Source organism: Pseudomonas sp. R3-52-08 (genome assembly GCF_003851745.1).
Lineage (GTDB): Bacteria > Pseudomonadota > Gammaproteobacteria > Pseudomonadales > Pseudomonadaceae > Aquipseudomonas.
The window spans coordinates 3,266,485-3,293,107 of sequence record NZ_CP027730.1 but is presented as its reverse complement, the minus strand read 5'-3'; the positions used below and the strand labels follow the sequence as shown (position 1 = coordinate 3,293,107).

23 protein-coding genes are annotated in these 26,623 nt (G+C 61.6%); 4 read left to right on the top strand and 19 right to left on the bottom strand.

The window, feature by feature from the left end; genetic code table 11:
• Positions 1-64 precede the first annotated feature (64 nt).
• The 3 genes from C4J91_RS15025 to C4J91_RS15015 all read left to right on the top strand — a co-directional run bounded on the left by C4J91_RS15025 (position 65) and on the right by C4J91_RS15015 (position 2,012).
• Complete coding sequence (locus tag C4J91_RS15025; protein WP_124363056.1) at positions 65-586, top strand: DUF2846 domain-containing protein; 522 nt, start codon at positions 65-67, stop codon at positions 584-586.
• Between the two features lie 290 nt (positions 587-876).
• Positions 877-1,326, top strand: coding sequence for a hypothetical protein (locus C4J91_RS15020; RefSeq protein WP_124363055.1), 450 nt, complete (start codon positions 877-879; stop codon positions 1,324-1,326).
• Positions 1,327-1,574: 248 nt separating this feature from the next.
• Positions 1,575-2,012 (top strand): GNAT family N-acetyltransferase, encoded by a 438-nt coding sequence (locus C4J91_RS15015; protein ID WP_372238289.1) that lies wholly within the window; start codon positions 1,575-1,577, stop codon positions 2,010-2,012.
• Between the two features lie 30 nt (positions 2,013-2,042).
• Here the strand turns inward: C4J91_RS15015 and C4J91_RS27815 are convergent, their stop codons facing one another.
• Positions 2,043-2,153: a hypothetical protein gene (locus C4J91_RS27815; protein WP_256681693.1), complete on the bottom strand. Its 111-nt coding sequence runs from the start codon at positions 2,151-2,153 to the stop codon at positions 2,043-2,045.
• A 226-nt stretch (positions 2,154-2,379) separates the two neighbouring features.
• Here C4J91_RS27815 and C4J91_RS15005 point away from each other — a divergent pair, with 226 nt between their 5' ends.
• Positions 2,380-3,594, top strand: a complete 1,215-nt coding sequence (locus C4J91_RS15005; RefSeq protein WP_124363053.1) for an aldose 1-epimerase family protein — start codon at positions 2,380-2,382, stop codon at positions 3,592-3,594.
• A gap of 20 nt (positions 3,595-3,614) precedes the next feature.
• Here the strand turns inward: C4J91_RS15005 and C4J91_RS15000 are convergent, their stop codons facing one another.
• The 18 genes from C4J91_RS15000 to C4J91_RS14915 form a co-directional block, all read right to left on the bottom strand.
• Positions 3,615-4,235, bottom strand: coding sequence for a LysE family translocator (locus tag C4J91_RS15000; protein WP_124363052.1), 621 nt, complete (start codon positions 4,233-4,235; stop codon positions 3,615-3,617).
• 105 nt (positions 4,236-4,340) lie between these two features.
• Entirely contained in the window at positions 4,341-4,571 is a 231-nt protein-coding gene (locus tag C4J91_RS14995; protein WP_124363051.1) for a DUF6429 family protein, read from the bottom strand.
• Positions 4,572-4,608: 37 nt separating this feature from the next.
• Positions 4,609-5,754, bottom strand: coding sequence for a sensor histidine kinase (locus C4J91_RS14990; RefSeq protein ID WP_124363050.1), 1,146 nt, complete (start codon positions 5,752-5,754; stop codon positions 4,609-4,611).
• A 160-nt stretch (positions 5,755-5,914) separates the two neighbouring features.
• Positions 5,915-6,154, bottom strand: coding sequence for a hypothetical protein (locus tag C4J91_RS14985; protein WP_124363049.1), 240 nt, complete (start codon positions 6,152-6,154; stop codon positions 5,915-5,917).
• Between the two features lie 404 nt (positions 6,155-6,558).
• Positions 6,559-7,251: a methyl-accepting chemotaxis protein gene (locus tag C4J91_RS28185; RefSeq protein WP_256658987.1), complete on the bottom strand. Its 693-nt coding sequence runs from the start codon at positions 7,249-7,251 to the stop codon at positions 6,559-6,561.
• A gap of 972 nt (positions 7,252-8,223) precedes the next feature.
• Positions 8,224-10,380 carry a TonB-dependent siderophore receptor gene (locus tag C4J91_RS14975; RefSeq protein WP_124363047.1) on the bottom strand — a complete coding sequence of 719 codons (2,157 nt, stop codon included), beginning with the start codon at positions 10,378-10,380 and terminating at the stop codon, positions 8,224-8,226.
• A 158-nt stretch (positions 10,381-10,538) separates the two neighbouring features.
• Entirely contained in the window at positions 10,539-11,300 is a 762-nt protein-coding gene (locus C4J91_RS14970) for a PIG-L deacetylase family protein (RefSeq protein ID WP_124363046.1), read from the bottom strand.
• A gap of 129 nt (positions 11,301-11,429) precedes the next feature.
• A complete protein-coding gene (locus C4J91_RS14965; RefSeq protein ID WP_124363045.1) occupies positions 11,430-12,089 on the bottom strand; it encodes a glycosyltransferase family 2 protein in 660 nt (219 codons plus the stop codon).
• A complete protein-coding gene (locus C4J91_RS14960) occupies positions 12,086-12,685 on the bottom strand; it encodes an SAM-dependent methyltransferase (protein ID WP_124363044.1) in 600 nt (199 codons plus the stop codon). The genes C4J91_RS14965 and C4J91_RS14960 overlap by 4 nt, the downstream gene beginning before the upstream one ends.
• Positions 12,682-13,440: a PIG-L deacetylase family protein gene (locus C4J91_RS14955; protein WP_124363043.1), complete on the bottom strand. Its 759-nt coding sequence runs from the start codon at positions 13,438-13,440 to the stop codon at positions 12,682-12,684. The genes C4J91_RS14960 and C4J91_RS14955 overlap by 4 nt, the downstream gene beginning before the upstream one ends.
• Positions 13,437-14,435 carry an acyl-CoA dehydrogenase family protein gene (locus C4J91_RS14950; protein WP_124363042.1) on the bottom strand — a complete coding sequence of 333 codons (999 nt, stop codon included), beginning with the start codon at positions 14,433-14,435 and terminating at the stop codon, positions 13,437-13,439. The genes C4J91_RS14955 and C4J91_RS14950 overlap by 4 nt, the downstream gene beginning before the upstream one ends.
• A 1-nt stretch (position 14,436) precedes the next feature.
• Positions 14,437-16,596 (bottom strand): glycogen debranching protein GlgX, encoded by a 2,160-nt coding sequence (gene glgX / locus C4J91_RS14945; protein ID WP_124363041.1) that lies wholly within the window; start codon positions 16,594-16,596, stop codon positions 14,437-14,439.
• Positions 16,597-16,718: 122 nt separating this feature from the next.
• On the bottom strand, positions 16,719-16,988 hold the full coding sequence (locus C4J91_RS14940) for a DUF2934 domain-containing protein (RefSeq protein WP_124363040.1): 270 nt from the start codon (positions 16,986-16,988) through the stop codon (positions 16,719-16,721).
• A gap of 23 nt (positions 16,989-17,011) precedes the next feature.
• Complete coding sequence (locus C4J91_RS14935) at positions 17,012-19,762, bottom strand: malto-oligosyltrehalose synthase (RefSeq protein WP_124363039.1); 2,751 nt, start codon at positions 19,760-19,762, stop codon at positions 17,012-17,014.
• Positions 19,759-21,843 carry a 4-alpha-glucanotransferase gene (gene malQ / locus C4J91_RS14930; protein WP_124363038.1) on the bottom strand — a complete coding sequence of 695 codons (2,085 nt, stop codon included), beginning with the start codon at positions 21,841-21,843 and terminating at the stop codon, positions 19,759-19,761. The genes C4J91_RS14935 and malQ overlap by 4 nt, the downstream gene beginning before the upstream one ends.
• On the bottom strand, positions 21,840-23,585 hold the full coding sequence (treZ, locus tag C4J91_RS14925) for a malto-oligosyltrehalose trehalohydrolase (protein ID WP_124363037.1): 1,746 nt from the start codon (positions 23,583-23,585) through the stop codon (positions 21,840-21,842). Before treZ ends, malQ begins: the two co-directional genes overlap by 4 nt.
• Before the next feature lie 19 nt (positions 23,586-23,604).
• A complete protein-coding gene (gene glgA, locus C4J91_RS14920; protein ID WP_124363036.1) occupies positions 23,605-25,161 on the bottom strand; it encodes a glycogen synthase GlgA in 1,557 nt (518 codons plus the stop codon).
• Between the two features lie 503 nt (positions 25,162-25,664).
• Entirely contained in the window at positions 25,665-26,618 is a 954-nt protein-coding gene (locus tag C4J91_RS14915) for a D-2-hydroxyacid dehydrogenase family protein (protein ID WP_124363035.1), read from the bottom strand.
• Between the last annotated feature and the right edge of the window lie 5 nt (positions 26,619-26,623).

Sequence of the window (26,623 nt, the reverse complement as noted above, 5' to 3'; positions counted from 1 at the left end):
ATCCGGTAACAGTGACAGTCATCGAACCCGCGCCCATTGATCCCAGTTCAAGGAGTTTTATGCTATGAAGCGCTCTACGCTACTCTGGGCCAGCCTGTTCGTAGGCCTGGCGTCACTGACCGGCTGCATCAGCGGTCCAGACCTGACGGGCCAGCCATTCTTCACATCACCGGCACAACCCCGTCCGGACGAGGCCACGGTTTACTTCTATCGCACTTCCGCCAGCATCGGTAGCGGGGTCGCTCCGACCATTCTGGTCGATGGTCGCGCTATTGGCAGCTTGCCCTCCGGTAGTTTTTTCAAAGCCGACATTCCCGCCGGCAAGCACAGCGTCGCCTCCACCTCGCCACCCATAATAAGCGGTATGGTTAACAAGCGTTTCGATATCACCGTCGAGAATGGAAAGGTGTATTACATCGCAGACCAACTCAGCACATCTGCTTACAAGGACGGACAGACCTTGGGCGAAATCGACGAGGGTCGTTTCGGTGGAACAATGTTTTACTCACGCTATGCGCTTGTGCCTGCTGAGGAAGCGCTGCGTTCTATCAAATGGTGCCAGGAGTTGCCGGCGACTGCACCGTAACCACGCGTACCTCATGCCTCGGCCAAGTCCATCACAAGCCCAGCCGTCAACGTTGGGCTAATCCAGTATGAGGGCGAGCAGGGAAACCAGTATGGATATGACTGACCCACTTCAAGCGCTCGTGAGCCTTCAAGCTGCGATCCGAAAGGGCGTATAGGGCCGCCTTGTGTAACCGATTTTCAAGAGCGAGAAGGCGTCTGAGCAGACCAGATAGGAAGGTCTTTTAACTGCATATTGTGCAAGAGTTGAAGTCTCTAAAAATCACGCAGAGCTTATGGAGAGTTTAAAGTATGAAATATTTAAAATACTTAATATTTGTGCCGATTTTAATATTGTCAGGTTGTTCTACGATAGATAACCTAAAATCTTTTACGACTGCATATATTGAGCCGCCTAGTCCTACATCAAGCAGGCTCAGAGTTATCACCAATCAAACTGTACGTCTGGTGCCAGGTAGCACCTGTGTCGACTGGGCACTTCCCGGCGTTGGAATGGTGAACTCAAGATCATTTGCTATTGCAAATGATCGGACGTTCAATGATCGCATGCTGGGAATACCGGGTAGTGACGGGATGAAGAATAGCTCAGAAGTATATATTGAGCCGGGCAAGCCGATAACTCTAGTGTATGCAGGTACACCAGCAAGTGGGAGGTATCAATGTTTTACAAGTGTGCACTTTTTACCTGAGGCCGGCGCTGACTATGAATCTAACTCAGGGCTGTGTTACATCACAATTTAAAAAATCACCAAAAATGAAGATTCTGGAGAAATAAGCCGCACAACTGTTGGAGGCCGCGAAGCTAAGGTTTGCACTTACTAATTAGCCCTTGATCGAGTTGAAGGAGTACGACGGACAGTTGGACACATGCTGCAGCGGCCGTTTAGGGTGTATGAGTTCCTCATTAGGGTGTAAAGGAAAATCGGCAACCGCGCCTAGGGGCTTGGTGAAAAGCGGGGTTCGCCCCCGATCAGAGAGGATTGACCTCAATGCAGATTCAACGGATCACCCATCTGCCGCCCCAAATCCTCGACCTGGAAAAAGCGGCAGTTGCAGAAGGCTTCAGGTTTCTCACCCGACTGACTACAGACTGGGAGTCAGGCACCAATCGCTTCGATGCGCCTGGCGAATGCCTTATGGCAGCGTATCTGAAGCAGCAGCTTGTAGGCATTGGAGGTCTGTCTGTTGATCCGTTCACCCATGACCGTACAGGAAGGCTGCGACGTATGTACGTGGCGCCTGCGTCACGCGGGCAACAGGTCGGCCGCAGATTGGTTAGCGCATTGCTTGCTCACGCCGCATTGCATTTTGAACGTGTGCGCCTCTATACCGACACTATCGAGGGGGACATTTTTTACCTGAGCTGCGGCTTTATTCGAACGGAAGACACTCATGCGAGCCACTTCGTGCAGATCACAAACCTTTGAATTTGTCGGGTATCGGCCGATAGCTGCCCCTCATAGGCGGCTGCTTTCGTCCCCGGTAAACGGCATCTCCAGGGTCTTCGCGATCCGGGCCAATATCTTTGTGCATTCTTCAGAAACAATGAGCGGTGGCTCATTAATCATGTAAAGCAGGTGTTCGAACGCTATCCCAGCCTCGTTGTGATCGACATAATCCAGAACGATTTCACCACCATTCTTCGATCGCATCTACCTGCGCTGGCACCGAGTCGATTTTCCAACTTTCCGCAACCCCTTTTCGGCACTTGCCCACGTAATACCGCCTTTTACGCTTGCTGAAACGTTTAATCGAGTCTATAAAACTGCCACAACTCCAAGAAAGGCAACCGTCATGATCCCCCTAAAATTCGCTGTCGCCCTCACCGCACTCTCCGCCGCCTCCCACGCCATGGCCTGGGACTACGTGCTTCTCGACACCGACAAAGCCGCGCAGAATTGGCAGGTCACCAGCCAGCAACTCGGTGTGCAAACCGACAAACCCTTCAGCGTTACCCTGCGCACTCTGCACGGCGGTCGGCAGGAGGGGGTGAGCATTGTCGATATCGATAACGGCACGATGAAGCTCTCGGTGGTGCCGACTCGCGGTATGAACGTGTTGCAGGCTTCGGTCGGCGATGTGCGCATGGGGTGGGATTCGCCGGTCAAGGAAGTGGTCAATCCTTCCTTCATCGAGCTCAATGGTCGCGGCGGGCTGGGCTGGTTGGAAGGTTTCAATGAGTTGGTCACCCGTTGCGGCTATGAATGGGTCGGTCACCCTGGCATCGACAACGGCGAATTGCTGACTCTGCATGGCAGGGCCGCGAATATTCCTGCGAACAAAGTCACCCTGCACATTGATGAGAAGCCGCCGTACGCCATCACCCTGCGCGGCGAACTGAAAGAACAGGCGTTCAAGAAGGTCGATTTTTCCGTGGCGACCGAACTGGTCACCGAGCCCGGCAGTGTCGTGTTTGCTCTCAACGACACCCTGACCAACAACGGCGACTATCCGAAGGAATACCAGGCGCTGTATCACAGTAACTTCAGCACCCCGTTTCTGGAGCAGGGCGCGCGTTTCGCCGCACCGGTGAAGCAGGTGTCGCCGTTCAACGACAAGGCCAAGGGCGAATTGGCCGACTGGCAAACCTACCGCGCGCCCACAAAGGACTACGACGAAACGGTTTACAACGTGGTGCCCTATGCCGATGCCAAGGGCGATACCTTGACCGTGTTGCATAACAAAGCTGGCAGCCTGGGCGTGTCGGTAGGTTTCAATACGCAGACGCTGCCGGTGTTTTCCCTGTGGAAGAACACCGATACTCAAGGGCAGGGCTATGTCACGGGGCTGGAGCCGGGGACGAGTTTTTCCTACAACCGCCGTTATCAGCGGCCACTGAACCTGGTACCCACCATTGGGCCCAAGGAACACAAGCAGTTCCGCATCAGCTACAGCTTGTTGGCGGACAAGGCGGCTGTGGACAAGGCCTTGCAGCAGGTCAGCGAGATTCAGGCCGGGCGCGAGACTGAGGTGCGGCAGACGCCGTTGGTTGATTTGACCAAAGGGTAGGGCGCCTGCAGGCGTGGGAATTACGCCCGGCGTGCCGTCAACAACACCGTTGCGGCCGCCGACAACAACCCCGCGCAGCACCGATTGAAGATCCGCTTACCCCTAGGCTCGGCAAACCAGCGGCGCATATGCAGGCCCATATAGGCGTAGGCGCTGATGGCGATCCATTCCAGCGCCAGGAACATTGCGCCCAACAACGCGAATTGCGCGTTAATAGGTTGGCCGGGCACCACGAATTGTGGGAGGAAGGCGGTAAAGATCAGGATGGCTTTCGGGTTACCCGCCGCTACCAGAAACTCCTGACGCGCCAAGGCCCATAAGCCCACGTTGTTCGTGGCGGTTTGCGCCTCCGTGTGCGGGTCTGCGCGCCACAGCTGATAGGCCAGGTAAAACAGATACGCCGCACCAAGCAGCTTGATCCCGTAGAACAACAACTCCGAGGTTTGCAGCACCACCGCCAACCCGGCGGAGGCGAGGGCGATCATGCCGGCGAAGGCCAGCAAACGGCCGAGACCGGCGAGGCAGGAGGTGCGGTAGCCGTAGCGGGTGGCGTTGCTCACCGACAGCAGGTTGTTGGGGCCGGGCGCCATGTTCAGGGCGAAGCAGGCGGGCAGGAAGAGGGCGAGGGCGGCGAGGTCCATGGCGGCTCCGGAGTGGGTCGGACGGGAGCGTCGAGGATAAGGGGAGTGGGGGCGCTGCGGCAATCACGGCCGAGTTATGTCGACTAAGGTACAGGTTGTCCTGACCTAAGCCCTCGTCCCAAACAGCCGATCAGCTAGTTCCCGACCGCGCTCCAGCCCTTGTGGCGTCAACCAGACCGATTTGTTCTTGTTTACCGGGTTATCGATAAAACCCTGTCCATGTAATCGGTTCATGACCTGAAAATCGTGCCCCTTCCATGAGTTTCCGTCATCGGTGCTGAAGACTGTCAGCAGGGCCAGCACGGCTTCCTCTATCAGCTTTTCGTCGTATTCCATAGTGGTTACACCCCTCGCGAATCGGGCGCGCCTCGTTTCAGGCAACACTGTTCTCTTGCTTATCAATCGGCACTCTCACACTAAACACCGTGCCCTGTTCCATATCGGAACTTACCTCAATCGACCCACCATGAGACGCCACGATTTCCGAGGCAATGAACAGGCCCAAACCCAAACCCTCCGTGGGGCCGTGATTGATCGCGGTACGCTGGGAGAAGCGGCCCATGGGGTTGAAGATGAACGGGAGGACGTCCTCGGGGATCGCTTCACCGCTGTTGTGCACGGTGAAGACCGCGAAGCCCTCGCGTATGCCCAACTCGACTTGGATCGGCCGGGTGGTGTCCCCATGCTGCACCGCGTTGCTGACGATGTTCGAGAAGACCTGCTCCATGCGCGGGCCGTCGAATTGCCCAGCAACCGGCGTTTTGGCGTCGAACATCACGATAGCTTCAGGATGAAAGGTGCGGATTTCTTCTATGACGCGTTGGCACAGCGGTGAAAGGTCGATATCGGCCGTTTTGACCGGGATGCCCGGCCCCATCTGGCAGCGGGTCAGGTCGAGCAGGTCGCCGACGATCTGGCTCGCGCGGCGTACACTGGTGTAGATCTGGTTGGCGATTTTGGTCGCGCGGGCGCCGGCGTCCTGTGAGCGGCGCAGCACGTCGGCGCCCAGCAGGATCGCGCCGAGCGGGGTGCGCAAGTCGTGGCCGAGAATGCCGAGGAACATGTTGCGTGAGGCCTCGACCGCGCGTGAATAGCTGGCGATGGACTCGGCCAGGGCCTGATCGATGGCTTCGTGGAAGCGGGTCATGTCGTCGACATTGATCGGGGTGCCGTCCTTGATCTGGCGCATCCACTGGCTGACCACGCTGGTGCGCAGCGCGCGGTATTCCGAGACCATCTGATCGATGGTGAAACCCGCCATCAGCCGCGTCATGGCATGGGTTTCCGCCGCGGTTTCCTGGTCGTCCGCCGGCGCCTGGCCCTGAGCCTTGGCTATTTGTTCCTGGCGGGTCTGCTTGGTTCGCAGGTCGCTGACGATGGCCCGCAACATCTGCTCGGCATGGTCGCGCAGCCCGACACTGTCGAGTTCCTCGCCCGGTGTCTCGATGGTTCTGGCGAAATCTTCCCAGGCCTGCAGGATCGGCTCAAGGTTTTCCAGGATGAAATCGGGCAGGCGCATGTCTGTAAATCCTGATGCGAGTCGGGCAGAAGAGCGAGGCTGCGCAGATGAAGGGAAATTCCCGGCAGTGTAGGAGGTTGTTCGCCGCTTTTAAAGCGCGGCCGGTGCCGGGGCTGCCATGGATCCAATCTACGCGCGCACAGCGCTCATGCGCCTGACCCTACAGGCCCAATGTCAGGGCCCTCAGCCTCTGTTCTACCACGCTGTCGAAATGGCTTGCCAGCTGCTCGCAGCGCTCCGACGTCAGCCCTTCACAGCAGGTGATGCCCAGCACAAACCCCTGGGCTTTGGCACCGCTTTTGACAGCCAGGATCATCGACCCTGCCAGTTCGATCTCACGCAAAATTCGGTCAGCCTGTCGTTTTATAGGGCCGGGCAAATCGCTAATGGCTTCTTTCATGGCCGTCTCCGCAGGCATTCACTACACACACAAAGCACCCGAGGCACTGTCGGCCTCTTGAAAGCATCGACCGGGGGAAAGTGCAGGAGTTTCGTAGTGCGCGAGCGGGAGGCGATGACTTGCAGTGTTACAGGTACAGTTGTTCGCTAGTTTCAGACCGCCATCGGGACAAGCCCTAATGCCAGTCAGTTAAGGCTTTTTGTAGGAGCGAGCTTGCTCGCGAAGAACTCAGCGCCCCCGCGTTTATGCAGAATGAACGCGTTGTCTGAGCGTTTTTCGCGAGCAAGCTCGCTCCTACTGTGAGCACCTTTTGCTTAACTGACTGGCATTAGGCAAGCCCCCTCCCACATTGGAGCGCGGGGCTGCAGTTAGAGAGGCTTCGGCTGCTGAGCCGATGGCATGAATCAGGGATGAAACCTGCGCCCCAGCGCATCCAGGCGCACGGCGATCGGTGGCAGGCGTTCGCTGCTGCGGGCCAGGGTTTCCACGTCGTCGGCGGTGTTTTGCGCGATGTGCTGCACCGATTGCAGGCGTTCGACAATTTCCAGGTTCGCCGAGGTCTGTTCGCGGGTGGTGGTGACGATGCGGCCGTTGAGTTGATCGATATGCGCGATGTCTTCGCCCACGGCGCGCAGCATGTCGACGGCCATCTGGCTGTCTTCCACGCACCGCTCCACGCCCTGGCGGCTGTCGTGCATGGCTTCGACGGCCTGGCGGCTGCCTTGCTGCAGGCCTTCGATGATGGTCTTGATTTCCTGGGTGGAGAGGGCGGTGCGTTGGGCCAGGCTGCGCACTTCGTCGGCGACCACTGCAAAGCCACGGCCTTGCTCGCCGGCGCGGGCGGCTTCGATGGCGGCATTGAGTGCGAGCAGGTTGGTCTGGTTGGCGATGCTGCTGATCACCTCCAGCACCGAGCCGATTTGCTCGGCCTGCACCGCCAACGACTGTACGGTAGATTGCGTGCCATTGATGCGCGAGGCCAGTTGGGTGATTTCATGCCGGGCGCGGCCAACGCTTTCCTGGCCGCGCACAATCTGCTGGCTGGCCTGGCCGGCGTGTTCCACCGCTTGTTCGACGTGCAGGGTGATATGGCCCATGGCGTCTTCCATGCGCTGCATCGAGCCGGTCATCTCATTGATCTGCGTTAGTTGATGCCGCGCGCCTTTTTCCAGGGTGCCGCTGGCCGTGGCCAGTTCCTGACCGAGTTGGCCGAGGCCATGGGAGTCGCGTGCGACGCCGTCGATCAGGTGGGTGAGTTGCTGCAGGAAGTGGTCGAAGCGCTTAGCGAGGGACACACGCACCTTGTCTTCACCCTTGGCGGTTTCGGCTTCGAATTGCGAGGTGACAGCGAGCATTTTTTCGAGCATTTCCTGGCTTTCGACCGCCTCGGCGTGGCTGTGCACGGCGAGGTAGAGCAGGGCGACCGTTTCCATCACCACGTAGAACGCGTGCACGAAAATCATCGTCCAGCCGCCGTGATGCGCCATCACAAACACGGGCAGGCCTTGATGCTGCAGGGCATGGAATACCAGGTGATGCACGGCGATGGTCAGCGCCGCCACCAGGATCGGCAGCCAGTCACGGTAGAACGTCAGCACCGCCAGCAGCGCGAAAATACCGAAGTGCGCTTCGATCACCCCCTGCGCCTGATTGATGTGCAAGGCCGCCATCACCATCAGGCCGGCACCCAGCACGCAACGCATCACGCGGGTGCCGCCGATGGCGCGGTAGAGCGCGGTCAGCACCACGCCGGTGCCGCCCCCGACGATCAGCGCCTGGGTGAAGGTGTCATGCCAGAACGCCAGGCCCAAGGAGAACAGGAACATCAGCCAGATCAACGCCAGCATGATGCGGTCGGCCTTGCGGTAGTGCTCCATAAAGCGTGTGCGGTTGAGCATTCACGTGTACTCCATGTGGTTTGGCCAGGAACCAAGCATGCGGCGTGCCACGCTGGCCGCAGGAAAAGCAGGTGTGGCGATGGGGGCCGGACAAGATCCGACAGACGGTTATCGGCCAGTCGAGAGGGGACTTTAAGCACGGCCGCCCGAGCGGGCAGCCGCGGATGACGATCAGAAGCTGTACTTGGCCGTCAGCATCATGTTGCGTGGGCTGCCGTAGGAATCGCCGCCATAGGTGACCGCGTTGGAAATGGACTGGTAGTAGTGACGATCAAAGATATTGTTGGCGTTGAGCTGCAAGTCCAGGTGCTGGTTGACCCGGTAGCCGGCCATCAGGTCGGTGACAGCGTAGCCGCCTTGTTTGAGCCGATAGGTGCTGCCGTCCGCCAACTGGATGTCGTTGTACATGCGGCTCTGCCAGGAGACGTTGCCGCCCACGCGGAGTTTTTCCAGCGGGCCCTGGAAGTTGTAGCGGGTGGTGACCTTGAACAGGTGCTCCGGGGTGTCGGTGTCGAACTGCTTGTTGACCTTCTGCGGGTTGGCGTCGTCCTTGAGGGTGTGGGTGCGCGCATAGGTGTAGCCACCGCCGACCTGCCAGTTCTCGGTCAAGGCGCCCTGCAGTTCGAAGTCGATACCCTGGCTGCGAATCTCGCCCGAGGCCTGGTAGCAGGAGGCCTGTGGGCAGTCCGGCACGACGATCTGCACGGCGCGGTTTTCCTGATCGACCCGGAACAGCGCCACGCTGGCATTCAGCGCGCCGCCCAGGTATTCGCCCTTGATGCCGACTTCATAGTTTTTGCCGACGATGGGCTTGAGCGGGGTGGCGCCGGTGTTTTTTTCACGTTGCGGCGTGAAGATGTCGCTGTAGCTGGCATACACCGAGTGCTGGTCGTCCAGGTCGTAGATCAGGCCCGCGTAGCGGGTGAGGTTACGGGTGACCTTATAGTCGCCGTCGCCATCGCGGTTGTCGTAGTCGTACCAGTCCAGGCGCCCGCCGAGGATCAGCTTGAGCGGGTCGGCCAGGCTCAAGCGGGTGGTGACGTAGACACCGTCCTGAGTGGTGACATCGCGCTGGTTGTTGGTGTGGGTAAAGTTCGGTTTGCCGGCGTTGATCGGCCAATTCAGATCGTACGGGCTGTAGTTGCGGGTGGTCAGATCGTAGATGCGCTTGCTGGCGCCCACGACCAGCTCATGGGTGCGCCCGAACGCCTGGAACGGGCCGCTGGCAAAGGCGTCGAACCCGGCCTGCTTTTCATCGGCGGCGGACTGGTACACGGTGCGGGCCAGGGTGTTGTCGGTCCAGCGCGACTGGTAGGAACCGGAGAACAATGCGTCTTGTACGGCGTAGTTGGCGTTGACCTGCAGTGCCCAATCATTGGCCAGCTGCTGGCGCAGTTCGACGAAGACGGTGTTGATCTCCTGGTCTTTGTTCTCCCAGTCGGTGCCGGGATTGTACGAACGCGACAGGTCGAGGTGATGGCCATCCAGGCCGATCATCGACGAGCCCCAGAAGTAGTTGGTCTTGTCTTTCTGGTTGGAGTAGCCAAGGGTCAAGCGGGTGTCTTCGCTCAGGTCGGCTTCGGTCACGGCATAGAACAAACCGTGATCCTGCTCGGCCTTGTCGATGAAACTGTTGGCGTCGCGATAAGAGGTGACCACTCGGCCACGCCAGGTGCCGCTGTCATTAAGCGGGCTGGAAGCGTCGAGTTCGCCACGGTAGTCGTCCCAACTGCCGGCGGCGCCAGTCAAGGTGACTTTCTGCTCGGCCAAGGGCCGCTTGCGAATCAGGTTAATCGCCGCCGAGGGGTTTCCGGCGCCGGTCACCAGGCCAGTGGCACCGCGAACCACCTCGACGCGATCGAACATCGCCAGGTTCGGCTGGGCACCGACGTTAACGCCGTCATAGCCACTGGGAATGCCGTCGTACATGAGGTTGTCGACGTCGAAACCACGCGCGGTGTAGCCCTGCCGGCCGGGGCCGCTGGAGTAGTTGAGGAACAGTCCTGGCGTGGCGTTGACCACATCATTGATGCTGGTCATCGCCTGGTCATCCATGCGCTGACGGGTGATCACGGTGACGGCCTGTGGGGTTTCACGCAGGGTCAGGGGCAGTTTGGTTGCGGTTTTCATCGAACCGGTGGTGTACGACTCGCTGCCTTCAGTGGTTTCGCCAAGCTGGTGCCCCGAAACCTCGGTAGCGCCGAGCTCAATGGTAGTGGGCGGGGCGTCGGCTTCGGCCGCGAAGGTCGCCTGGGTGGTGGTCAGGCAGATAGCCATTGCTATCGAACTCGGTGAAAACCCTTTGCCGCCATGGTGTCGCACAGACATGAATGTAGCTCTCCCGGAACGCCATCCTTAGCGAATAATAAATCTGTTGATAATTATTCGCATCAGTGTGGCAGATTGAGCTTGTGGGAAAAAGCCTACGAGATGAATCAGTTAACGAAATTTTCATACGCCGGGCACCGGCGTTTTGCCACCTTTGCCTAGGTGAGCACTATTTCGTAGGGCTCGCGCATGCGCTCCAGCAACACTTGGGCAAGCATCGGCGCCAAGCCGATCGCGGGGTCGCCCATCAGCTGGCTGGCGTAGGCGTGCACGGCGTGCAGCTTGTGCGCCACGCTCCAAGTGTCGAGGCACAACTTGCGCGCGCGTTGCCAAGGGATCACCGAGCCTTCGCGTGCCGGCCAGTGCCAGGCCCACATCGGCAATTCATAGAGTTGCGCGCCCACCAGCGTGCACGCCTTGGCACTGGCACGGCCGACGGCTTCGTGGTCATCGTTGCCATCATGGCGCCAGGTGGTGAACACCACATCACCTGGCTTCAGGTAGCGGGCGATGAACTGGCTGATCGGTTGTTCATGGCTGGCCAGGGCGTTATCGCGAAAGCCGCCACGAATCCATTTCAGGCTGTGCAGTGGCACGCCCAAGCGGCGCAGGGCCTCGGCGCTTTCCTGGGGACGCACCGCGCTCAGGCGGTTGGCCGACCAGACCTGGGAGCCAGGGTGGCTGGCGCTGCCATCGGTGATGGAAATTAATTTCAACGGGTGCGCGCGGGTGCTGAGCAGCTGCAGCAGGCCGCCGCAGGCGAGCACTTCGTCGCCGGGGTGAGGGGCAATCACCACCACCCGGGCGCCGGGCGGTACCAGGCTGCTCAGCGAGATAGCGGGAATATGCGCCAACTGCGGCGCGCTGTTCCAGATTTGCGCGGGGCCGCGACGGCCCTCGCTTAACGAGGCGGTTTTCATCAAGTGTCACATCCTTGTCGGTTCAAGCGTGTGTGTTCACCCCAGGCTCCGCTGCGGTGAGTGCGCGGCGCTCCGATCCTGGAGCGCTGTGCGATGGGTTATAAGCATAGACAAGAAATGTGGTTGTTTTTACGAAACCTGCATCAGGCTCTTCAAATAGTCACCGAAACCACCTTGGGCGCGACACTCCAGGCGTGCACTGGTGATCACTTGCGGGCTGTGGCTCCAGGCGATGGAAGCACCGCAACGTTCCAGGTTGCGCACCAACTGCACATCTTCATGGCACGCCAGGGGTTCAAAGCCACCGGCCTGCAGATAGGCGCTGGCGCTTACGCCGAGGTTGGCGCCGTGGATGTGCCGATGCCCGTCGCGGGCCTGGTAAGCCTGGTGATAGCGAATCTGCGCCGCTGCGTCGAAGTCTGCACTCCAGGCGTCCACGGTCACGGTGCCGCACACGGCGTCGCAGCCCAGCGCCAGTTGCGCCACCAGCCAGTCCGGAGCCACGAGGCTGTCGGCGTCGGTGCAGGCGATCCAACGCGCGCCCAGGTTCAGCAGATGTTGCGCGCCCACCCCACGGGCATGCCCGACATTCCGTGCCTGCACCGCCAGGCTGTGCACCCCATGCGCGCGGGCAATGGCTTCACTGCCGTCGCTGCAGCTATCGAGCACCACCAGGATCTGTACCGCTTCGCCGAGCAGACCGGGATGGCGGCCGGCGACCTTTGCAGCCTTCAGGCATTCGCCCAGCAGCGCTTCTTCGTTGTGCACTGGAATCAGAATGCCGATCATCGCAGGCCCTCAAGGCTGGCGACCGAGGCGCCGTCGCGGCCCCACAGGTCGAGCAGGAAATCTTCTTCATGGTGGCGCACGACCGAATGCAGGCCCAGCCGCTGCTGGAGCAGGACGTGGACCTGCTCGGCAGTTTGCGGGCAGCCTTCAATGGGCGGGCGCCAATGGCACGCCAGCAGTTGGCCGTCATCCGTCAAGGTATCGAGGCAGCGGTCAATCAGGCGCTCAAGATCAGCGGCGTCAAGGTAGTAACACAGCTCACTTAACACGATCAGCTCGAATTGCCCCGATGGCCACTGTTCGGGCAACCGGCATTGCTCCACCTGCACGTTGGAAAATCCTGCGAGCCGCTTCTTGGCCAGCGTCACCGCAGCGCTCGCCGTGTCACAGCACAGCAAGCGATCACAGCGCGCCGCCAGTTCAGCGCTCAACTCGCCGTTCGCACAGCCGGGTTCGAAGATCGAGGCATAACGCGCGCGGGTCAGTACGGCCAGGGTCATGGCGCGTTTGCGCCGTTCGTACCAACGTTGGCGAAATGCCCAGGGGTCGTCGTTGCCGGCGAACATCTGGTCAAAGTAAGGGGTTGTCACACTCAAACGAACACCACTTCAAAAGGTTGCAGTAAGCGCTCCACCACATAGGGCGCCAGCACGGGGGGCAGGCCGATCTGGGGGTCGCCCTCCAGCTGGCTGGCGAAAGCGTGGATGGCATGGCGTTTGCGCGCCACCCTCTCAGGCGTCAAAGGGATCTTGCGCGCACGGTCCCACGGCACCATGCCGTCTTCGGCGGTCGCCCAGTGCCAGGTCCACACGGGCAGTTCGTACAAGGTGGCGCCCACGGCCTGGGCGGCTTTCGCACTGGCGCGGCCGACGGCCTCATGATCGCAATGCCCGTCTTCGCGCCAGGTGGCGAACACCACGTCGTCGGGTTTGAGGTAGCGCTGGATGAATACGGCCAGTTCTTCTTCGCGCTCGGCGACTTTACTGTCGGTGAACCCGGCGCGCAGCCACTTCAGACTGTGCATCGGCAAGCCCAGGCGGTGCAGGGCCTGGGCCGACTCCTGGGGGCGCACCACGCTCAGACGTTGCACCGGCCAGCGTTGCGAGCCTGGATGGCTGGCGCTGCCGTCGGTGACCGAGATCAACTGAATGGGTCGGCCCAGGTCGGCCAGCCCTTGCAGCAAACCGCCGCAGCCGAGCACTTCATCGTCAGGGTGCGGGGCGATGATGACCGCACGATGCCCCTCCGGTACCAGTTGCTCAACGCTGATATGCGGCAGTTCAGCCAGGCGCGACGAGGTTTGCCAGTAATGCAGCGATGTGCCCTGGCCGACAATCGGATTGGGTTTCATAACTGCCACCTCCCGGAGGGCTCGCCGGCTACCTGTACGCCCAAGGCGGCCAAGTCGCGTTCGGCGTGGCTTTGGCGCACGTACACCGGCAAGTCCGCCATCAATTGGGCGAAGTGCGGGTCCTTGCAGTAAGGCCCCGCGCCTACGCCACGCCCGACATGCTGGATCACCTGCTCGACGGTTTCCTCGACGCACGCGCGCACTTGCTGGGCCAGCAACCGGGCATCGGCGGTCGGTGCCCGGTCGATCTGCTCGGCACTGGCGCGCAGCACGCAGGCTGCGCTGTTCAATGCACTGTCCACCGCGCCGAGGTGGGCCATCGCATGCGGCTCGGAGTGCTTGGCGCACTGCTCGCGCAGCACTTCGGCCAAGCGCTGCGCCGCGCCATACCAGCACGCCGCAATGCCGATGCCGCCGTGCCAGAAGCCCGGGCGCGCCAGATAGTCGCCCGGCCCGCCGACTGCGAGGCCCCTGGCCTCGCTGAAGACGATCTCGACACTGCCTGTGGCGGCCATGCCCACCGCATCCCAACCTTCATCCGTTACCCTGACGCCCGGTTGGTCCATCTTCACGGCCACCAGTTGCTGACGGTCCTCCTCGTCCCACGCGGTCAACAACCCGTGCGAGACCACGGACGCACCGGAACACCAGGCTTTACGCCCGTCGACGATCAAGCGCTGGCCGTCGCGCTGCACGCGCACCTTGGCGCTCGGCGGCTCGGCGGCCCACATCCCCCAGGTGCTGCCCAAGGGCGGCAGCGGGCTGTCGAGTTCAGCAATGATCGCCAGCGCATCGGTGTGGCCTTCGAACAGCTTGCACAGGCGCAGGTCATGGCCGGCGACTTGCGCCAGCCCGCTATAGCGCGAAAGCGTCTGGCCGCTGCCGGGCAACGGCAGTTGGTCCAGGCCTTCTTCCTGAAGGTCCTTCAAGGCCTTACCAAGGGCTTGCGTGTCCGCATAGCCCCGGTAGCCGGAAAGGAATCCGTGCAACGCCATCTCACACCTCGTCGTCGTGTTGCAGCTCAAACAGTAGGAGCGAGCGGCCGGTGGCAGCGTACTCGTGTTCGAAGTCAAAGCGCTCCTGGCCACGCACCGCAGGGTCGTTGGTATCGAGCAGGCAATTCCAGAACTCGCCCTGTGGCACCGGTGGCAGGCGGAAATTGACCATGTCGTGATGGGCATTCACCACCAGCAACAGGGTCGCATCGGCACCAGCACGCCGAATCCCGGTCTCTTGGGCGCGGCCATCCATCAGCATGCCCAGGCAACGACCATTGCTGTCTTCCCACTGCTCAGTGGTCATTTCATTGCCATCCGGCGCGAGCCAGGTGACGTCTTTCACGCCGATGTCTTCGTTGTAGTCGCCGACCAGGAAGCGCCCACGACGCAGGATCGGGTACGCCAGGCGCAACTTGATCAGGCGTTTGACGAACTTGAGCAGCGCCTTGCCATCGTCGTCCAGGTCCCAGTTGACCCAACCGATTTCGCTGTCCTGGCAGTAGGCATTGTTGTTGCCGTGCTGGGTGCGGGCGAATTCATCGCCAGCCACGATCATCGGCGTGCCTTGGGCCAGCAGCAGGGTGGCGAAGAAGTTGCGCATCTGGCGCAGGCGCAGCTCGTTGATTTCTGGGTCGTCGGTAGGGCCTTCGACGCCATGGTTCCACGACAGGTTGTTGTTGCTGCCGTCCTGGTTGTTCTCGTCGTTGGCTTCGTTGTGCTTGTCGTTGTACGACACCAGGTCGTGCAGGGTAAAACCGTCGTGGGCGGTGATGAAGTTCACCGAGCTGTAAGGCCGGCGCCCACGGTGGTTGAACATCTCGCCCGAGGCGGTCATGCGCCCGGCGAAGTCCGCCAGCTGGCCGTCGTCGCCTTTCCAGAAGGCACGCACGGTGTCGCGGAAACGGTCGTTCCATTCTGCCCAGCCCGGCGGGAAATTGCCCACCTGATAGCCGCCTGGCCCGCAGTCCCAGGGTTCGGCAATCAATTTGAGCTGGCGCAGGATCGGGTCCTGGCGGCACGCCACGAGGAAGCTGTGACGTTCGTCAAAGCCGTCGCGGTAGCGACCCAGAATCGTCGCAAGGTCGAAGCGGAAGCCGTCGACGTGCATCTCGGTGGCCCAGTAACGCAAGGAGTCGGTGACCATCTGCAGCACGCAGGGGTGACTCAGGTCCAGGGTGTTGCCGGTGCCGGAATCATTGATGTAGAAGCGCTTGTCATCGGGCATCAGCCGGTAGTACGAAGCGTTGTCGATGCCGCGCATCGACAGGGTAGGGCCGCGCTCGTTGCCTTCGGCAGTGTGGTTGTAGACCACATCGAGGATCACCTCGAGCTTCTGCTCATGCAGGTGCGCGACCATCTCCTTGAACTCGGCGATCTTGCCGCTGGCCAGGTAGCGCGGGTCGGGCGCAAAAAACGCAATGCTGTTGTAGCCCCAGTAGTTGGTCATGCCTTTTTCCAGCAAATGCTGGTCGTTGACGAAGGCGTGGACCGGCAACAGCTCGACCGAAGAAACCCCCAACTGGCGGATGTGCTTGAGCACGTCATCTTCCATCAGCCCGGCGCAGGTACCGCGCACGGATTCGCCGACCGAAGGGTGACGCATGCTGATGCCGCGCAGGTGGGTCTCATAAATGATGGTGCGGTCCCACGGCACGCGAACCGGCTGGTCATTGCCCCAGGTGTGCGCCGGGTCGATGACCTTGCATTTAGGCACGAAGGGCGCACTGTCGCGCTCGTCGAAGCTGAGGTCGTCGTCGGGGTGGCCGATGGTGTAGCCGAACAGGGCTTCGGACCACTTGAGTTCGCCCACCAGTTGCTTGGCGTAGGGGTCGATCAGCAATTTGTTGTGGTTGAAACGATGGCCGTTGGCCGGGTCGTAGGGACCGTACACACGGTAGCCGTAGATCAGCCCGGGGTGGGCGTCGGGCAAGTAGCCGTGGAAGATCTCGTCGGTGTATTCGGGCAGTTCGATGCGCTCCAGTTCCACCTCGCCAGCATCATCGAACAGGCACAGTTCGACCTTGGTGGCGTTGGCCGAAAACAGCGCGAAGTTGACGCCCAGGCCATCCCAGGTGGCGCCAAGAGGGAAGGGCAAACCTTCACGAATCCGCGACGGCTCGTGGTCCGGCGTCGTTGAGGCTTTTTCGGGCTTGCTCATGGTGTAGCTCCTGCAGGGGTTCTTTTTTTCGGGCCGAACGCGGCCGTACTGACAGTTATTCAGCGCATGACGTAAAGAGATAAAGGCTCCCCCGACGGCAAGGCAGTCAGGGGGCGCGGCGATCAATGAGCGGGAGGTTTGGGCTTTTTCGGCGCAGCGGGCTTCTTTGGCGCCGGTTTGGCGGCAGCAGGCTCAGCCGGCTTGGCTTTGGCCGCTGCCTTTGGGGCCGTCTTCGGCTTGGCGGCCGGCTTGGGCTTGCTTGGCGTCAGCGCCTCGGCTTCGGCCAGCTTGCGCGCCATCTCCCAATGACGGGCATCTTCACCGTGAGGCTTGCCTTCGGACTCCCAGATCTGATGCGCTAGTTCGCGGATGCGTTTGTCTTCATTACTCATCACACACTCCTCAGAGAAAATGTTCAGCTTTCTTGACTATCGGAATTGATAAAGACATTGACCGGGAAATCCCCCAGGGCAGCGCTGATCAACAGCTCCTTGTCTGGTGTGACTACGCTCGTCTGAAAAAGTCCCTTCCAGTTTTGCGTTGCGGCGGCGAACGGTAATTTCACCCGCGTATCGCCCCAAACCTGCGCAGGAATCAACGGCTGCAGTGCGTTTTCCAGCATGCAACGGGACCAGCGTGGCACCACCACCAGCACATAGTTGCCTTGGTGTTCGCGGCAGAAGGCGACGACGTGCTCGGCCTGTTGCCCAACCACCTCCAGGGCGGTGTAGGCACCGTCGCTGAACAGCTCAAGGTTAGCCTTGCGCAAGGTCAGTACCTGCGCGATCAACGCCTGTTTGATACGCCCGTCGCGCCAGTTGGCCAACAGTTCAGCGGTGTCCACTGGCGCCTCCAACGCGCGTTGCCGCGCCTGGAAGTCCACCGGGCGGCGGTTGTCCGGGTCTACCAGGCTGAAGTCCCAGAACTCATCGCCTTGATAGACGTCCGGCACGCCGGGCACGCTCAGGTGAAGCAAAGACTGCGCCAGCCCGTTCAGGGCACCAGCGGGTGCAATCGCCTCGGCCGCAGCGGTAAGGGCGCTGCGCAGCGGGGCGCCGGCCTCACTGAGCAACACGCGCTTCAGGAACGCTTCGACGCCCTGTTCGTAGGCCTCGTTGGGCGCGCTCCAACTGCTCTGCAGCTTGGCTTCGCGCAGGGCTTTCTGTTGCCATTGCCACAGGCGTTGCTGATAGGCCTCAAGGTCGGGGTTCGGCTCCAGCGGCCAGCTGCCGAGCAGCACCTGATACAGAATCAGTTCATCGCCTGCCGAGGGGCTGTCGGCACTGTCGCGCAGCGGCGCGGCCAGGCTGCGCCAGTGTTCGACCTGCTCGGCATACCAGGAAGCGCATTCACTCAGCACAGCCAGACGGGCGCGGGTATCTTCGCCGCGTTTATGGTCGTGGGTGGCGGTGGCCAGCAGGTTGTGCGGAAAGCACTGCAGCCGCTGCTGGTTGACCGCGTGAAAATCGGCCAACGGCGCGCTGAACTGCTCGGTGCTGAAGCCCACATCGTTACGCGACAACAGCACCGCAGACCGGTAGAACGCCGTGTCTTCCACGGCCTTGGCGGCGGCGGGCGAGGTCAGTTGCTGGAAACGCACGCAGGCATGCTTGAGCATCTTGCGCTCGCGGCCCACCGGGCGATTGCGCCAGGGTTGCCCACCCAGCCATTTTTCCAGGTGGTCGAGCACCGGCCAGTCACCTTCGCTCAGGGTGCTGCGCGCGCCCTCCATGGCGTGCTGGAACACCTTGTCGTCAGCCGCGCTGCGCCCGCGTGCGCTGATATAGGTGCGGTACACCGGGAAGTGCACGATCAGTTCCTGCAAGGCGCGGCGGATCGCACCCAGGGTCAGGTCGCGGGTCATTACGTCGTCACGGGCCACTTGCAACAGCGCCTGGGCCACGCTTTCGAAATCGCCGCCCAACGAGCCATTGAGAATCTGCTGGCGCGCCAGCCGGGCTTCTTCGATAAATGCCGAGGGCCGTTCGCTGTGGCGTGACCACAACTCGGCCAGCGGCGCGAAACCGTCCGGATGATGTTGCAGCAACGACAGTTGGTTCATGAATTCGTAGCCGGTGGTGCCGTCCACTTGCCAGTCTTCGCGCAGAGTCTCGCCTTCGCCGAGGATCTTCTCCACGAAGATCGGCAAATGCTTCTGCGGCGACAGTGCATCCACCCGGCGCCGCAGCTTGCGGCAGTAACCGCGTGGGTCGGCCAGCCCGTCGATATGGTCGATGCGCAGGCCATCGATCAAGCCTGCGCTGATCAACTCGAAAATCTTGCCGTGGGTGGCTTCGAACACCGCCGTACGCTCCACGCGCAGGCCGCCCAGCTCGTTCACATCGAAGAAACGGCGCCAGTTGATGTCATCCGCCGCCGTGCGCCAACTGGCCAGGCGGTAGCTTTGTTGTTCCAGCAGCTGATGCAGGCGCGCGAAACCTTCCGGCGTACGCCCGTCGAATGCGGCGAGGCGCTGTTCGATGGCGGGCAGCAGTTCGCTTGCGCGCTCGGCCAGGGCCTGTTTGAGCAGGCCGGCTTCGGCGTAGGCGTCGTCCTGATAAGCCAGGGTGGCGAAGCGATCGGCCAAGGGCTTGAGCCCCTCGTCGCCGCCAAGCACCAGGGCGTAGTCCCGTGGGCAGATCGGGAAACGGTGTTCGTAGTGCTCGACGTAAAACGCGCCCTGCGCCGCGTCAAACTTCAGCACCAGGCTGCCGCTCTGCAACGCTTCGCCGTAATCGCTGCCAAGGAACGGCATCAATAGTTGGCCCTTGAGCAGCGGGTCCGGGGAGTGCCACTGAATATCGAAGAATTCGCTGTAGGGGCTCAAGCGCCCCCATTCGAGCAGGTCCAGCCACCAGGGGTTATCGGCGCCGCCGACGGCCATATGGTTGGAGACGATGTCGAGGATCAGGCCCATATCGTGTTCGCGCAACGCGGCCACCAGGCGCTGCAACGCCGCCTCGCCGCCCAGTTCCGGGTTGACACGGGTGGGGTCGACCACGTCGTAGCCGTGCATCGAACCGGCACGGGCTTTGAGCAGGGGCGAGGCATACAGGTGGCTGATGCCCAGTCGGGCGAAATACGGCACCAATGGCACCGCGTCATCCAGGGTGAAGCCTTTATGAAATTGCAGGCGCTGGGTAGCGCGCAAGGGCAGTGCTTTCATCGATCACGCTCATAAGCTTGGTTGCGCGCGACGGCCAGCAGCTCGAGGCGGCGTGCGGCGCCGGCATTGTCGAGCAGGCTGGACGCTTCGCCTGGCAGGCGGCGGCGCCAATTGGGGTGGGTGTCGGTGGTGCCGGGCAGGTTGGGTTGTTCCTCCATGCCCAGCGCATCCTCCAGCGGCAGCAACACCAGCGGCGCACGGGTGTGGCCGAGGTAGCGCACGCTGGCATCGATCATGTGGTCGGTGTCGTTGCGGATTTCATCGACGAAGTTCTGCGGGTCCTGGCTCAAGGCCTGGCGCAGGGCCTGACGTTCGCGCAGGCGGTGTTCGCTCCACTGGTCTACGGTTGGCGCGTCGATCAGGCCCAGTTGGATATTCCATTCGATGTCGCGGCTGTGCCACCAGCCATTGAGGGTCGGCAAGTCGTGGGTGCTGGTGGTGGCCAGGGCGTTGTCGGGCCAGTCGAGGATGGGCCTGAACTGGCCTTCGTGGTTTTGCTCGAACAACAACACGCGCATGCCGAGAATCGCCCGGCTGCTGAGTTTTTCGCGCAGGCCGTCGGGCACGGTGCCCAAGTCTTCACCGAGCACAATGGCCTGGTGGCGATGGGATTCCAGGGCCAACAGGCGCAGCATGTCGTCCACCGGGTAATACAGATAGGCGCCTTCGCGCGGCGACGCGCCATTGGGGATGACCCACAGGCGTTGCAGGCCCATCACATGGTCGATACGCAGGCCGCCCGCATGGGCGAAATTGGCCCGCAGCATTTCAATGAACGCGCGGAAACCGTTGCGTTGGAGCCCCTCGGGGGAAAACGCGGAAATGCCCCAACCCTGGCCCGCTCGGTTGAGAATGTCCGGTGGCGCGCCGACGGTCAGGTCGGCGAGCAATTCATCCTGGCGACTCCACGCCTGGCTGCCGGCGCCATCTGCGCCCACCGCCAGGTCGGCGATCAGGCCGATACCCATGCCGCTGCCACGCGCTGCCTGTTGCGCACGTTGCAGGCTGCGCGCGATCAGCCATTGGGTGAAGGCGAAGTAGCCGATCTCCTCGCGGTGTTCCTCGGCAAACTGCACCAGCGCCGGGCTCTGCGGTGTACGCCAGTCTTGCGGCCAGTGGCGCCAATCGAGTTCTTCGCCAGCGGCGGCGCGCAACGCTTGCACGGCTTCGAAACGGCAGTGGTTTTCCAGGGCCTCGCCGCCATTCTGGCGAAAGCTCTGGAAATCGGCGTGTTGCGGATGGTGGCCGTGGCGGAAATCTTCATACAGGGCGCGCAGCAGACGTTGCTTGGCCTTGGCGGCGGCGGGCCAGTCGATCAGCGTGAGCTGTTCCAGCTCATGCAGCTCCTCGGCCAGGCCTGCGGTTTCGATGGCATTACGCACTTCACGCTCGCCCAAAATGCAGGCCGGCGAGGCATACAGGCTGTTGAGAAACAGCCGGCTGGAAGGCGAATAAGGGCTGTAGCGTTCGGCGTCGGCGCTGAACATGGCATGCATCGGGCTGATCGCCAGGGCGTCGGCCCCGCGCTCGGCGGCTGAGCGGGCCAGGTGCTCCAGGGCCAGGGTGTCGCCGAAACCACCGTCGCCCAGGCGGCGCAGCGAGTAGAGCTGCGCGCTCAGGCCCCAGGCGCGGGCGGGGTTGGTGTCGACCGCTTCGGCCACGCTATAGCATTGGGCGGGTGCTACCGCGAGGGTAAACGTCTGGCCGTCGATATGCGCTTGGTGGTAGCCCGTGGCGATGACGCCGGACAGCACAGCATCACCGTCCAGACGCAATTCCAGGACTTCACCGTTTTCCAGATGGACACGGCACGGCGTGTCGGGTGCAAAAAATCGCGCCAGGTCCAGGCCTTCACCGCTGTCGATGGTCAGCAGCGGCGGGAGATGCTTGTCCTGCTGGGCCTGCTCTAATTCTCGCAGGCTGGCGTCGATCTCGGCCTCGGTATCGGCCGGGTGCCCCAGCCCTTTGAGCACGGCGCGCAGGGCGTCGGGCTGCACATGTTGCGGGCGACCGTTGGCATCGATCCAATCGACGGCCAGGCCCGCGCGGCTGGCGAGTAGTTCCAGGTTCGCTTCGCTCAAAACTCTTCTCCGACGGGGAATAAGGACACGCGTGCGCTGAGGGGCGGCAGGTGCGCCACGGGCTCGGCAGGCGTTTGAAAGATCACATGTGGCGAGGCGGGCTGGTCGATGGGCTCGGCGCTCAGGTTCAGGTCGATTTGCAACACGCTGCCATCGCCCAGGCGCCAGCGCGCAGTCACGGCGCTGTCCGACAGCACCTGCGCACCCAGGGCCACACTGCCGGGCAGATGGGGCACCACATATTGATGGCGCAGGCCCAGCAAGTGGCGATAGAGCTGGGCATGCTCGTTTTCGACCAGGGACGGCTTCGATTGCAGGAAGGTCGTCAATGCGTTGGGATCGGGAATTCGTTCGCGCTGCTCGGGGTCATGAAACGCGGCGAAATCGGCGAACTCGTTACGTCGGCCCTCACGGACGGCCTGCGCCAGTTCACCGTGATGGTCGGTGAAAAACAGGAACGGCTGCGCGGCATTGACTTCATCGCCCATGAACATCAGCGGGATCATCGGCGACAACAGCAACAGCGCGGTCGCCGCCTTCAACGCCTGCGGCGGGCACAGTTGGTGCAAGCGTTCGCCCAGCGCGCGGTTGCCGATTTGGTCGTGGTTCTGCAGGAACGCCACGAAAGCGGTCGGCGGCAGCTCCGCACTGGGTTCGCCGCGTGCATGGCCGTGGCGGGTGGGCTCGCCTTGGTAGATAAAGCCTTCACCCAGGCAACGTGCGAGTTTGGCAGTGGGCTGCTCGGCGAAGTCGCTGTAATAGGCATCGGTTTCGCCGGTAAGCAGTACGTGCAGCACGTTATGGAAGTCATCGTTCCATTGCGCGTCGAAATCCTCTGCGAGCAGGCTGGCCTGGTTCAGCTCGTTCTCCAGCATCAGCCACACGTGGCGGCCGGTGTCGACCTGCTGGCGCACCCGTTGCGCCAGTTCCAGCAGGAACCCTGGGTTGTCGATGGCGTGCACCGCGTCCAGGCGCAGGCCGTCGAAGCGGTATTCAAGCAGCCACATCAAGGCGTTATCCAGGAAGAAATCCCGTACTTCACGGCGCTCGAAATCAATCCCCGCGCCCCATGGGGTGTGCACGTCTTCCTGGAAGAAGCCCTTGGCGTACTGGCCCAGGTAATTGCCATCCGGGCCGAAGTGGTTGTAGACCACGTCGAGGATCACCGCCAGGCCATGCCCGTGGGCACTGTCGATCAAGTGCTTGAGTTGTTCAGGGGTGCCATAGGTAGAGTGGGGTGCGTAAGGCAGTACCCCGTCGTAGCCCCAGTTGCGCTCACCGGGGAATTGCGCCAGGGGCATCAGTTCGATGGCGGTTACACCCAGCTCGGCCAGGCGCGGCAGCTGCTTCTCGACTTCAGCGTAACCGCCCATGGCGCCAACGTGCAGTTCGTAGATGACTGCCTCGTGCCAGGGGCGGCCTTGCCAGTGGCTGTGCCGCCACTCATATGCGAGCGGGTCGACGACGCGGCTCCAACCGTGCACATCCAGCGCCTGGGCCCTGGAGGCAGGGTCGGGAACATCCCGTTCGCCGTCGATATTGAAGCGGTAAAGCGTTCCGGCAGGGCAGGCCACTTCTACTTCGAACCAGCCATCTGCCTGGGGCAGCATGGCGATGGATTTTCCGTCCTGCAATTCAACGCTGACATAAAACGCGTCTGGCGCCCACAAGGCAAAACGCGTGTGTTGCGCGTCCAGCATCAGTGCGCCGTGGGGCCAGGTTTCCAAAGTCCGTAACGGCATCTATGAAGACCTCTCTTGATTATTTAGTCGATTTCCCCAGTGCTTTAACCACCAGTTGTTCGTACAGCTCGGCGTAGGGTTCCACCGCCTGTGACCAGTTGAAGGGTTGGGTCATGGCGCGGCTGCGCATGGCGTTGAGCAGGCCAGGGAAGGAAAACACTTTGAACGCGCGCTCCAGGGCTGCTTTGTAGCTGTCGACAGTGGATTCGTTGAACAGAAATCCGGTGACGCCGTCTTCAATGGTGTCGGCCAGGCCGCCAGTGTTGCGCGCTACCGGCAACGAGCCGAAACGCTGGGCATACATCTGGCTCAGGCCGCAGGGCTCATAACGCGATGGCATCAGCAGGAAGTCGCTGCCGGCGAACATACGGCGGGCATCGGTCTCGTTGAAGCCGATGCGTACACCAACCTGGCCTGGGAAGCGCAGTGCCAGCTCACGCATGGCCTGTTCTTCTTCCGGCTCGCCACGCCCGATGATCGCGATCTGGCCACCGTTCTCAACGATGAAGCTGGCGACCGCTTCGGTGAGGTCCAGGCCTTTCTGGTAGACCAGGCGCGACACCACGGCGAACAACGGGCCGGTGGAATCGTGCAGGCCGAACAGCTCGCGCACGTGGGCGGCGTTGATGGCCTTGCCTTCCCAGTCACCAATATTGAAGTTATGGGTCAGGTGAGTGTCAGTGGACGTTTCCCAGCTTTCGTCGATACCGTTGGGAATCCCGCTGAGCAGGCCTTGCTGGGTCTTGCTGGCCAGGAATCCATCAAGGCCACAGCCGAATTCCGGCGTGGTGATCTCCTCGGCGTAGGTGGCGCTGACCGTGGTGATGTGGCTGGAATAGGCCATGCCGGCCTTGAGGAACGACATTTTGCCGTAAAACTCCATGCCTTCCTGTTGCAGGGCATGGGGCGGGATGCCCAGTTCGGGGGTGCAGCCCAGGCTCACCACGCCTTGGTAGGCGAGGTTATGAATGGTGAACAGGGTGGGCGTGCGTGAACCACGCCAGTGCATATACGCCGGGGCCAGGCCAGCGGGCCAGTCGTGGGCGTGCACCAGGTCCGGGCACCAGTGAATCTGCGCCAGGTTGGCGGCCATGTCGGCGGCGGCCAGGCCCAGGCGGGCGAAGCGGATATGGTTGTCCGGCCAGTCGCGGCCATTGTTGGCGCCGTAGGGCGTGCCTTCGCGCTCGTACAGCTCAGGGCAGATCAGTACATAGATGACCAGGCCATCCTTGAGGTCCATGCGCCCGATCTTGCACGGTGGCAGCGCCGCGTGGCCGCCCAGCTCACCGACGATATGGATCGGGTTATCGCTCTCCATCACCTGCGGATAGCCGGGAATCAGCACCCGCACATCGTGCAGGTGCGCCATGGCGCGGGGCAGGGCGGCGGAGACGTCGCCCAGGCCACCAGTCTTCACCAAGTCGGCAAACTCGGAGGTAACAAACAACACTTTCTTTCGATTCGGGTTCTTACTCACGATCGGCCGCACAGTGTTGGGCAGGTCGGCCAACGATGTAGGCCCCCCTGCCGGCTGACTAAAACGCTCTCCCTGAGTTACTACTGCGGCACTGATCATAATGCACTCCCCTTGTTTCTTTGGTCGGCTAATGGCCCGCTGCCATCAGCTCCGAGTGACCGCATCCTGCGGCCAGGCGCACAAGCGCAATACAAACTGGCAAGGCGTATGCCAGTTGCACGGTTAGCTGAAATAGTTTGGATGGGCGGGCATGCGGCCTGAACCGGATATGTTCGCCTTACCTAAAACTGGACCTGCGGCAGAGTTCGAAAGTTTCGATTTTTTGCGGGGTTTTTGTTTTGGAACGGACCCATCGGTCATCAGTCTAGGACAGATTCCAGCATCCATAGGGTTTAAACGGGGATTTTGTAGGACAAAATAGTTTTAACCCTATGCCTGCGGATGTGCGTCGCCCCTGTAGGAGCGAGCTTGCTCGCGAAGGACGTCAATGATGACGCAGGCATCCTGAATGCACGCGGCGCCCTTGGGTTTTTCGCGAGCAAGCTCGCTTCTACAAGGGGCACGTAGTCATTTCATTCAAGGTGTCGCCCCGAAATGGTGCGTCAGCCGAGCACCCGAATGGGCACGCCGTTCGTCCAGGCCTGGATGTCTTCGATCATCTGCTGATAGAATTGATGGTAGTTCTGTTCGCTCACGTAACCGACATGGGGCGTTGCCAGCACATTCGGCAGCAAGCGGAAGGGATGTTCAAGCGGTAGTGGCTCTTGGCTATATACGTCCAGCGCCGCGCCGGCCAGTCGCCCGCTGCTCAATGCCTCAACCAGTGCCTGTTCATCCACAATCGGCCCGCGTGCCGTGTTCACCAGCCGGGCAGTGGGTTTCATCCAGCTCAACGCCTGCGCATCGACCAGACCGCGACTGCGCTCGCTGAGTACCAGGTGAATGGTCAGAATGTCAGCCTGTTCGAACAGCTCGCGCTTGCTGACCCAGGTCACGCCGGCCTCGGCTGCCCGTTGCGGCGTAAGGTTTTCGCTCCAGGCGATTACGCGCATGCCGAAGACCTGAGCGAACTGCGCAACTTTTCGCCCGATGCTGCCTAGCCCCAGGATGCCCAGCGTCTTGCCATACAGGTCGCCGCCCAGGCCGACTTGCCAACCGCCTGCGCGCAGGGAATTGGCTTCGCCCAGCAGGTTGCGTGCCGAGGCCATGATCAGCGTCCAGGTCAGCTCCGGCGCGGCCTGCTTATAGCTGTCGGTGCCGCACACCTGAATACCCAATGCCTTGGCGGCGGCGATGTCGATGGCGGCGTTGCGCATGCCACCGGTCACCAGCAATTTGAGCCTCGGCAGACCTTGCAGTAAGGCCTGGTCGAAGGGGGAGCGCTCGCGCATAACGCAAATGACGTCGAACGCCTGCAGACGCTCGACCATCGTGGCGGTATCGGCGGGGTAGTCATGGAGAAAATGCACCTGGCCCAAGGGCGCCAGCACCGACCAATCCACCACGCCGCTGGCCACTTGCTGCCAATCATCAATGACTGCGATCTGTAGCGACATGCGCG

Coding starts and splice junctions, on each gene's coding strand:
- C4J91_RS15025 (WP_124363056.1), top strand. CDS start 65: ATGAAGCGCTCTACGCTACTCTGGGCCAGCCTGTTCGTAGGCCTGGCG.
- C4J91_RS15020 (WP_124363055.1), top strand. CDS start 877: ATGAAATATTTAAAATACTTAATATTTGTGCCGATTTTAATATTGTCA.
- C4J91_RS15015 (WP_372238289.1), top strand. CDS start 1,575: ATGCAGATTCAACGGATCACCCATCTGCCGCCCCAAATCCTCGACCTG.
- C4J91_RS27815 (WP_256681693.1), bottom strand. CDS start 2,153: ATGATTAATGAGCCACCGCTCATTGTTTCTGAAGAATGCACAAAGATA.
- C4J91_RS15005 (WP_124363053.1), top strand. CDS start 2,380: ATGATCCCCCTAAAATTCGCTGTCGCCCTCACCGCACTCTCCGCCGCC.
- C4J91_RS15000 (WP_124363052.1), bottom strand. CDS start 4,235: ATGGACCTCGCCGCCCTCGCCCTCTTCCTGCCCGCCTGCTTCGCCCTG.
- C4J91_RS14995 (WP_124363051.1), bottom strand. CDS start 4,571: ATGGAATACGACGAAAAGCTGATAGAGGAAGCCGTGCTGGCCCTGCTG.
- C4J91_RS14990 (WP_124363050.1), bottom strand. CDS start 5,754: ATGCGCCTGCCCGATTTCATCCTGGAAAACCTTGAGCCGATCCTGCAG.
- C4J91_RS14985 (WP_124363049.1), bottom strand. CDS start 6,154: ATGAAAGAAGCCATTAGCGATTTGCCCGGCCCTATAAAACGACAGGCT.
- C4J91_RS28185 (WP_256658987.1), bottom strand. CDS start 7,251: ATGGGCCATATCACCCTGCACGTCGAACAAGCGGTGGAACACGCCGGC.
- C4J91_RS14975 (WP_124363047.1), bottom strand. CDS start 10,380: ATGTCTGTGCGACACCATGGCGGCAAAGGGTTTTCACCGAGTTCGATA.
- C4J91_RS14970 (WP_124363046.1), bottom strand. CDS start 11,300: ATGAAAACCGCCTCGTTAAGCGAGGGCCGTCGCGGCCCCGCGCAAATC.
- C4J91_RS14965 (WP_124363045.1), bottom strand. CDS start 12,089: ATGATCGGCATTCTGATTCCAGTGCACAACGAAGAAGCGCTGCTGGGC.
- C4J91_RS14955 (WP_124363043.1), bottom strand. CDS start 13,440: ATGAAACCCAATCCGATTGTCGGCCAGGGCACATCGCTGCATTACTGG.
- C4J91_RS14950 (WP_124363042.1), bottom strand. CDS start 14,435: ATGGCGTTGCACGGATTCCTTTCCGGCTACCGGGGCTATGCGGACACG.
- glgX (WP_124363041.1), bottom strand. CDS start 16,596: ATGAGCAAGCCCGAAAAAGCCTCAACGACGCCGGACCACGAGCCGTCG.
- C4J91_RS14940 (WP_124363040.1), bottom strand. CDS start 16,988: ATGAGTAATGAAGACAAACGCATCCGCGAACTAGCGCATCAGATCTGG.
- C4J91_RS14935 (WP_124363039.1), bottom strand. CDS start 19,762: ATGAAAGCACTGCCCTTGCGCGCTACCCAGCGCCTGCAATTTCATAAA.
- treZ (WP_124363037.1), bottom strand. CDS start 23,585: ATGCCGTTACGGACTTTGGAAACCTGGCCCCACGGCGCACTGATGCTG.
- glgA (WP_124363036.1), bottom strand. CDS start 25,161: ATGATCAGTGCCGCAGTAGTAACTCAGGGAGAGCGTTTTAGTCAGCCG.
- C4J91_RS14915 (WP_124363035.1), bottom strand. CDS start 26,618: ATGTCGCTACAGATCGCAGTCATTGATGATTGGCAGCAAGTGGCCAGC.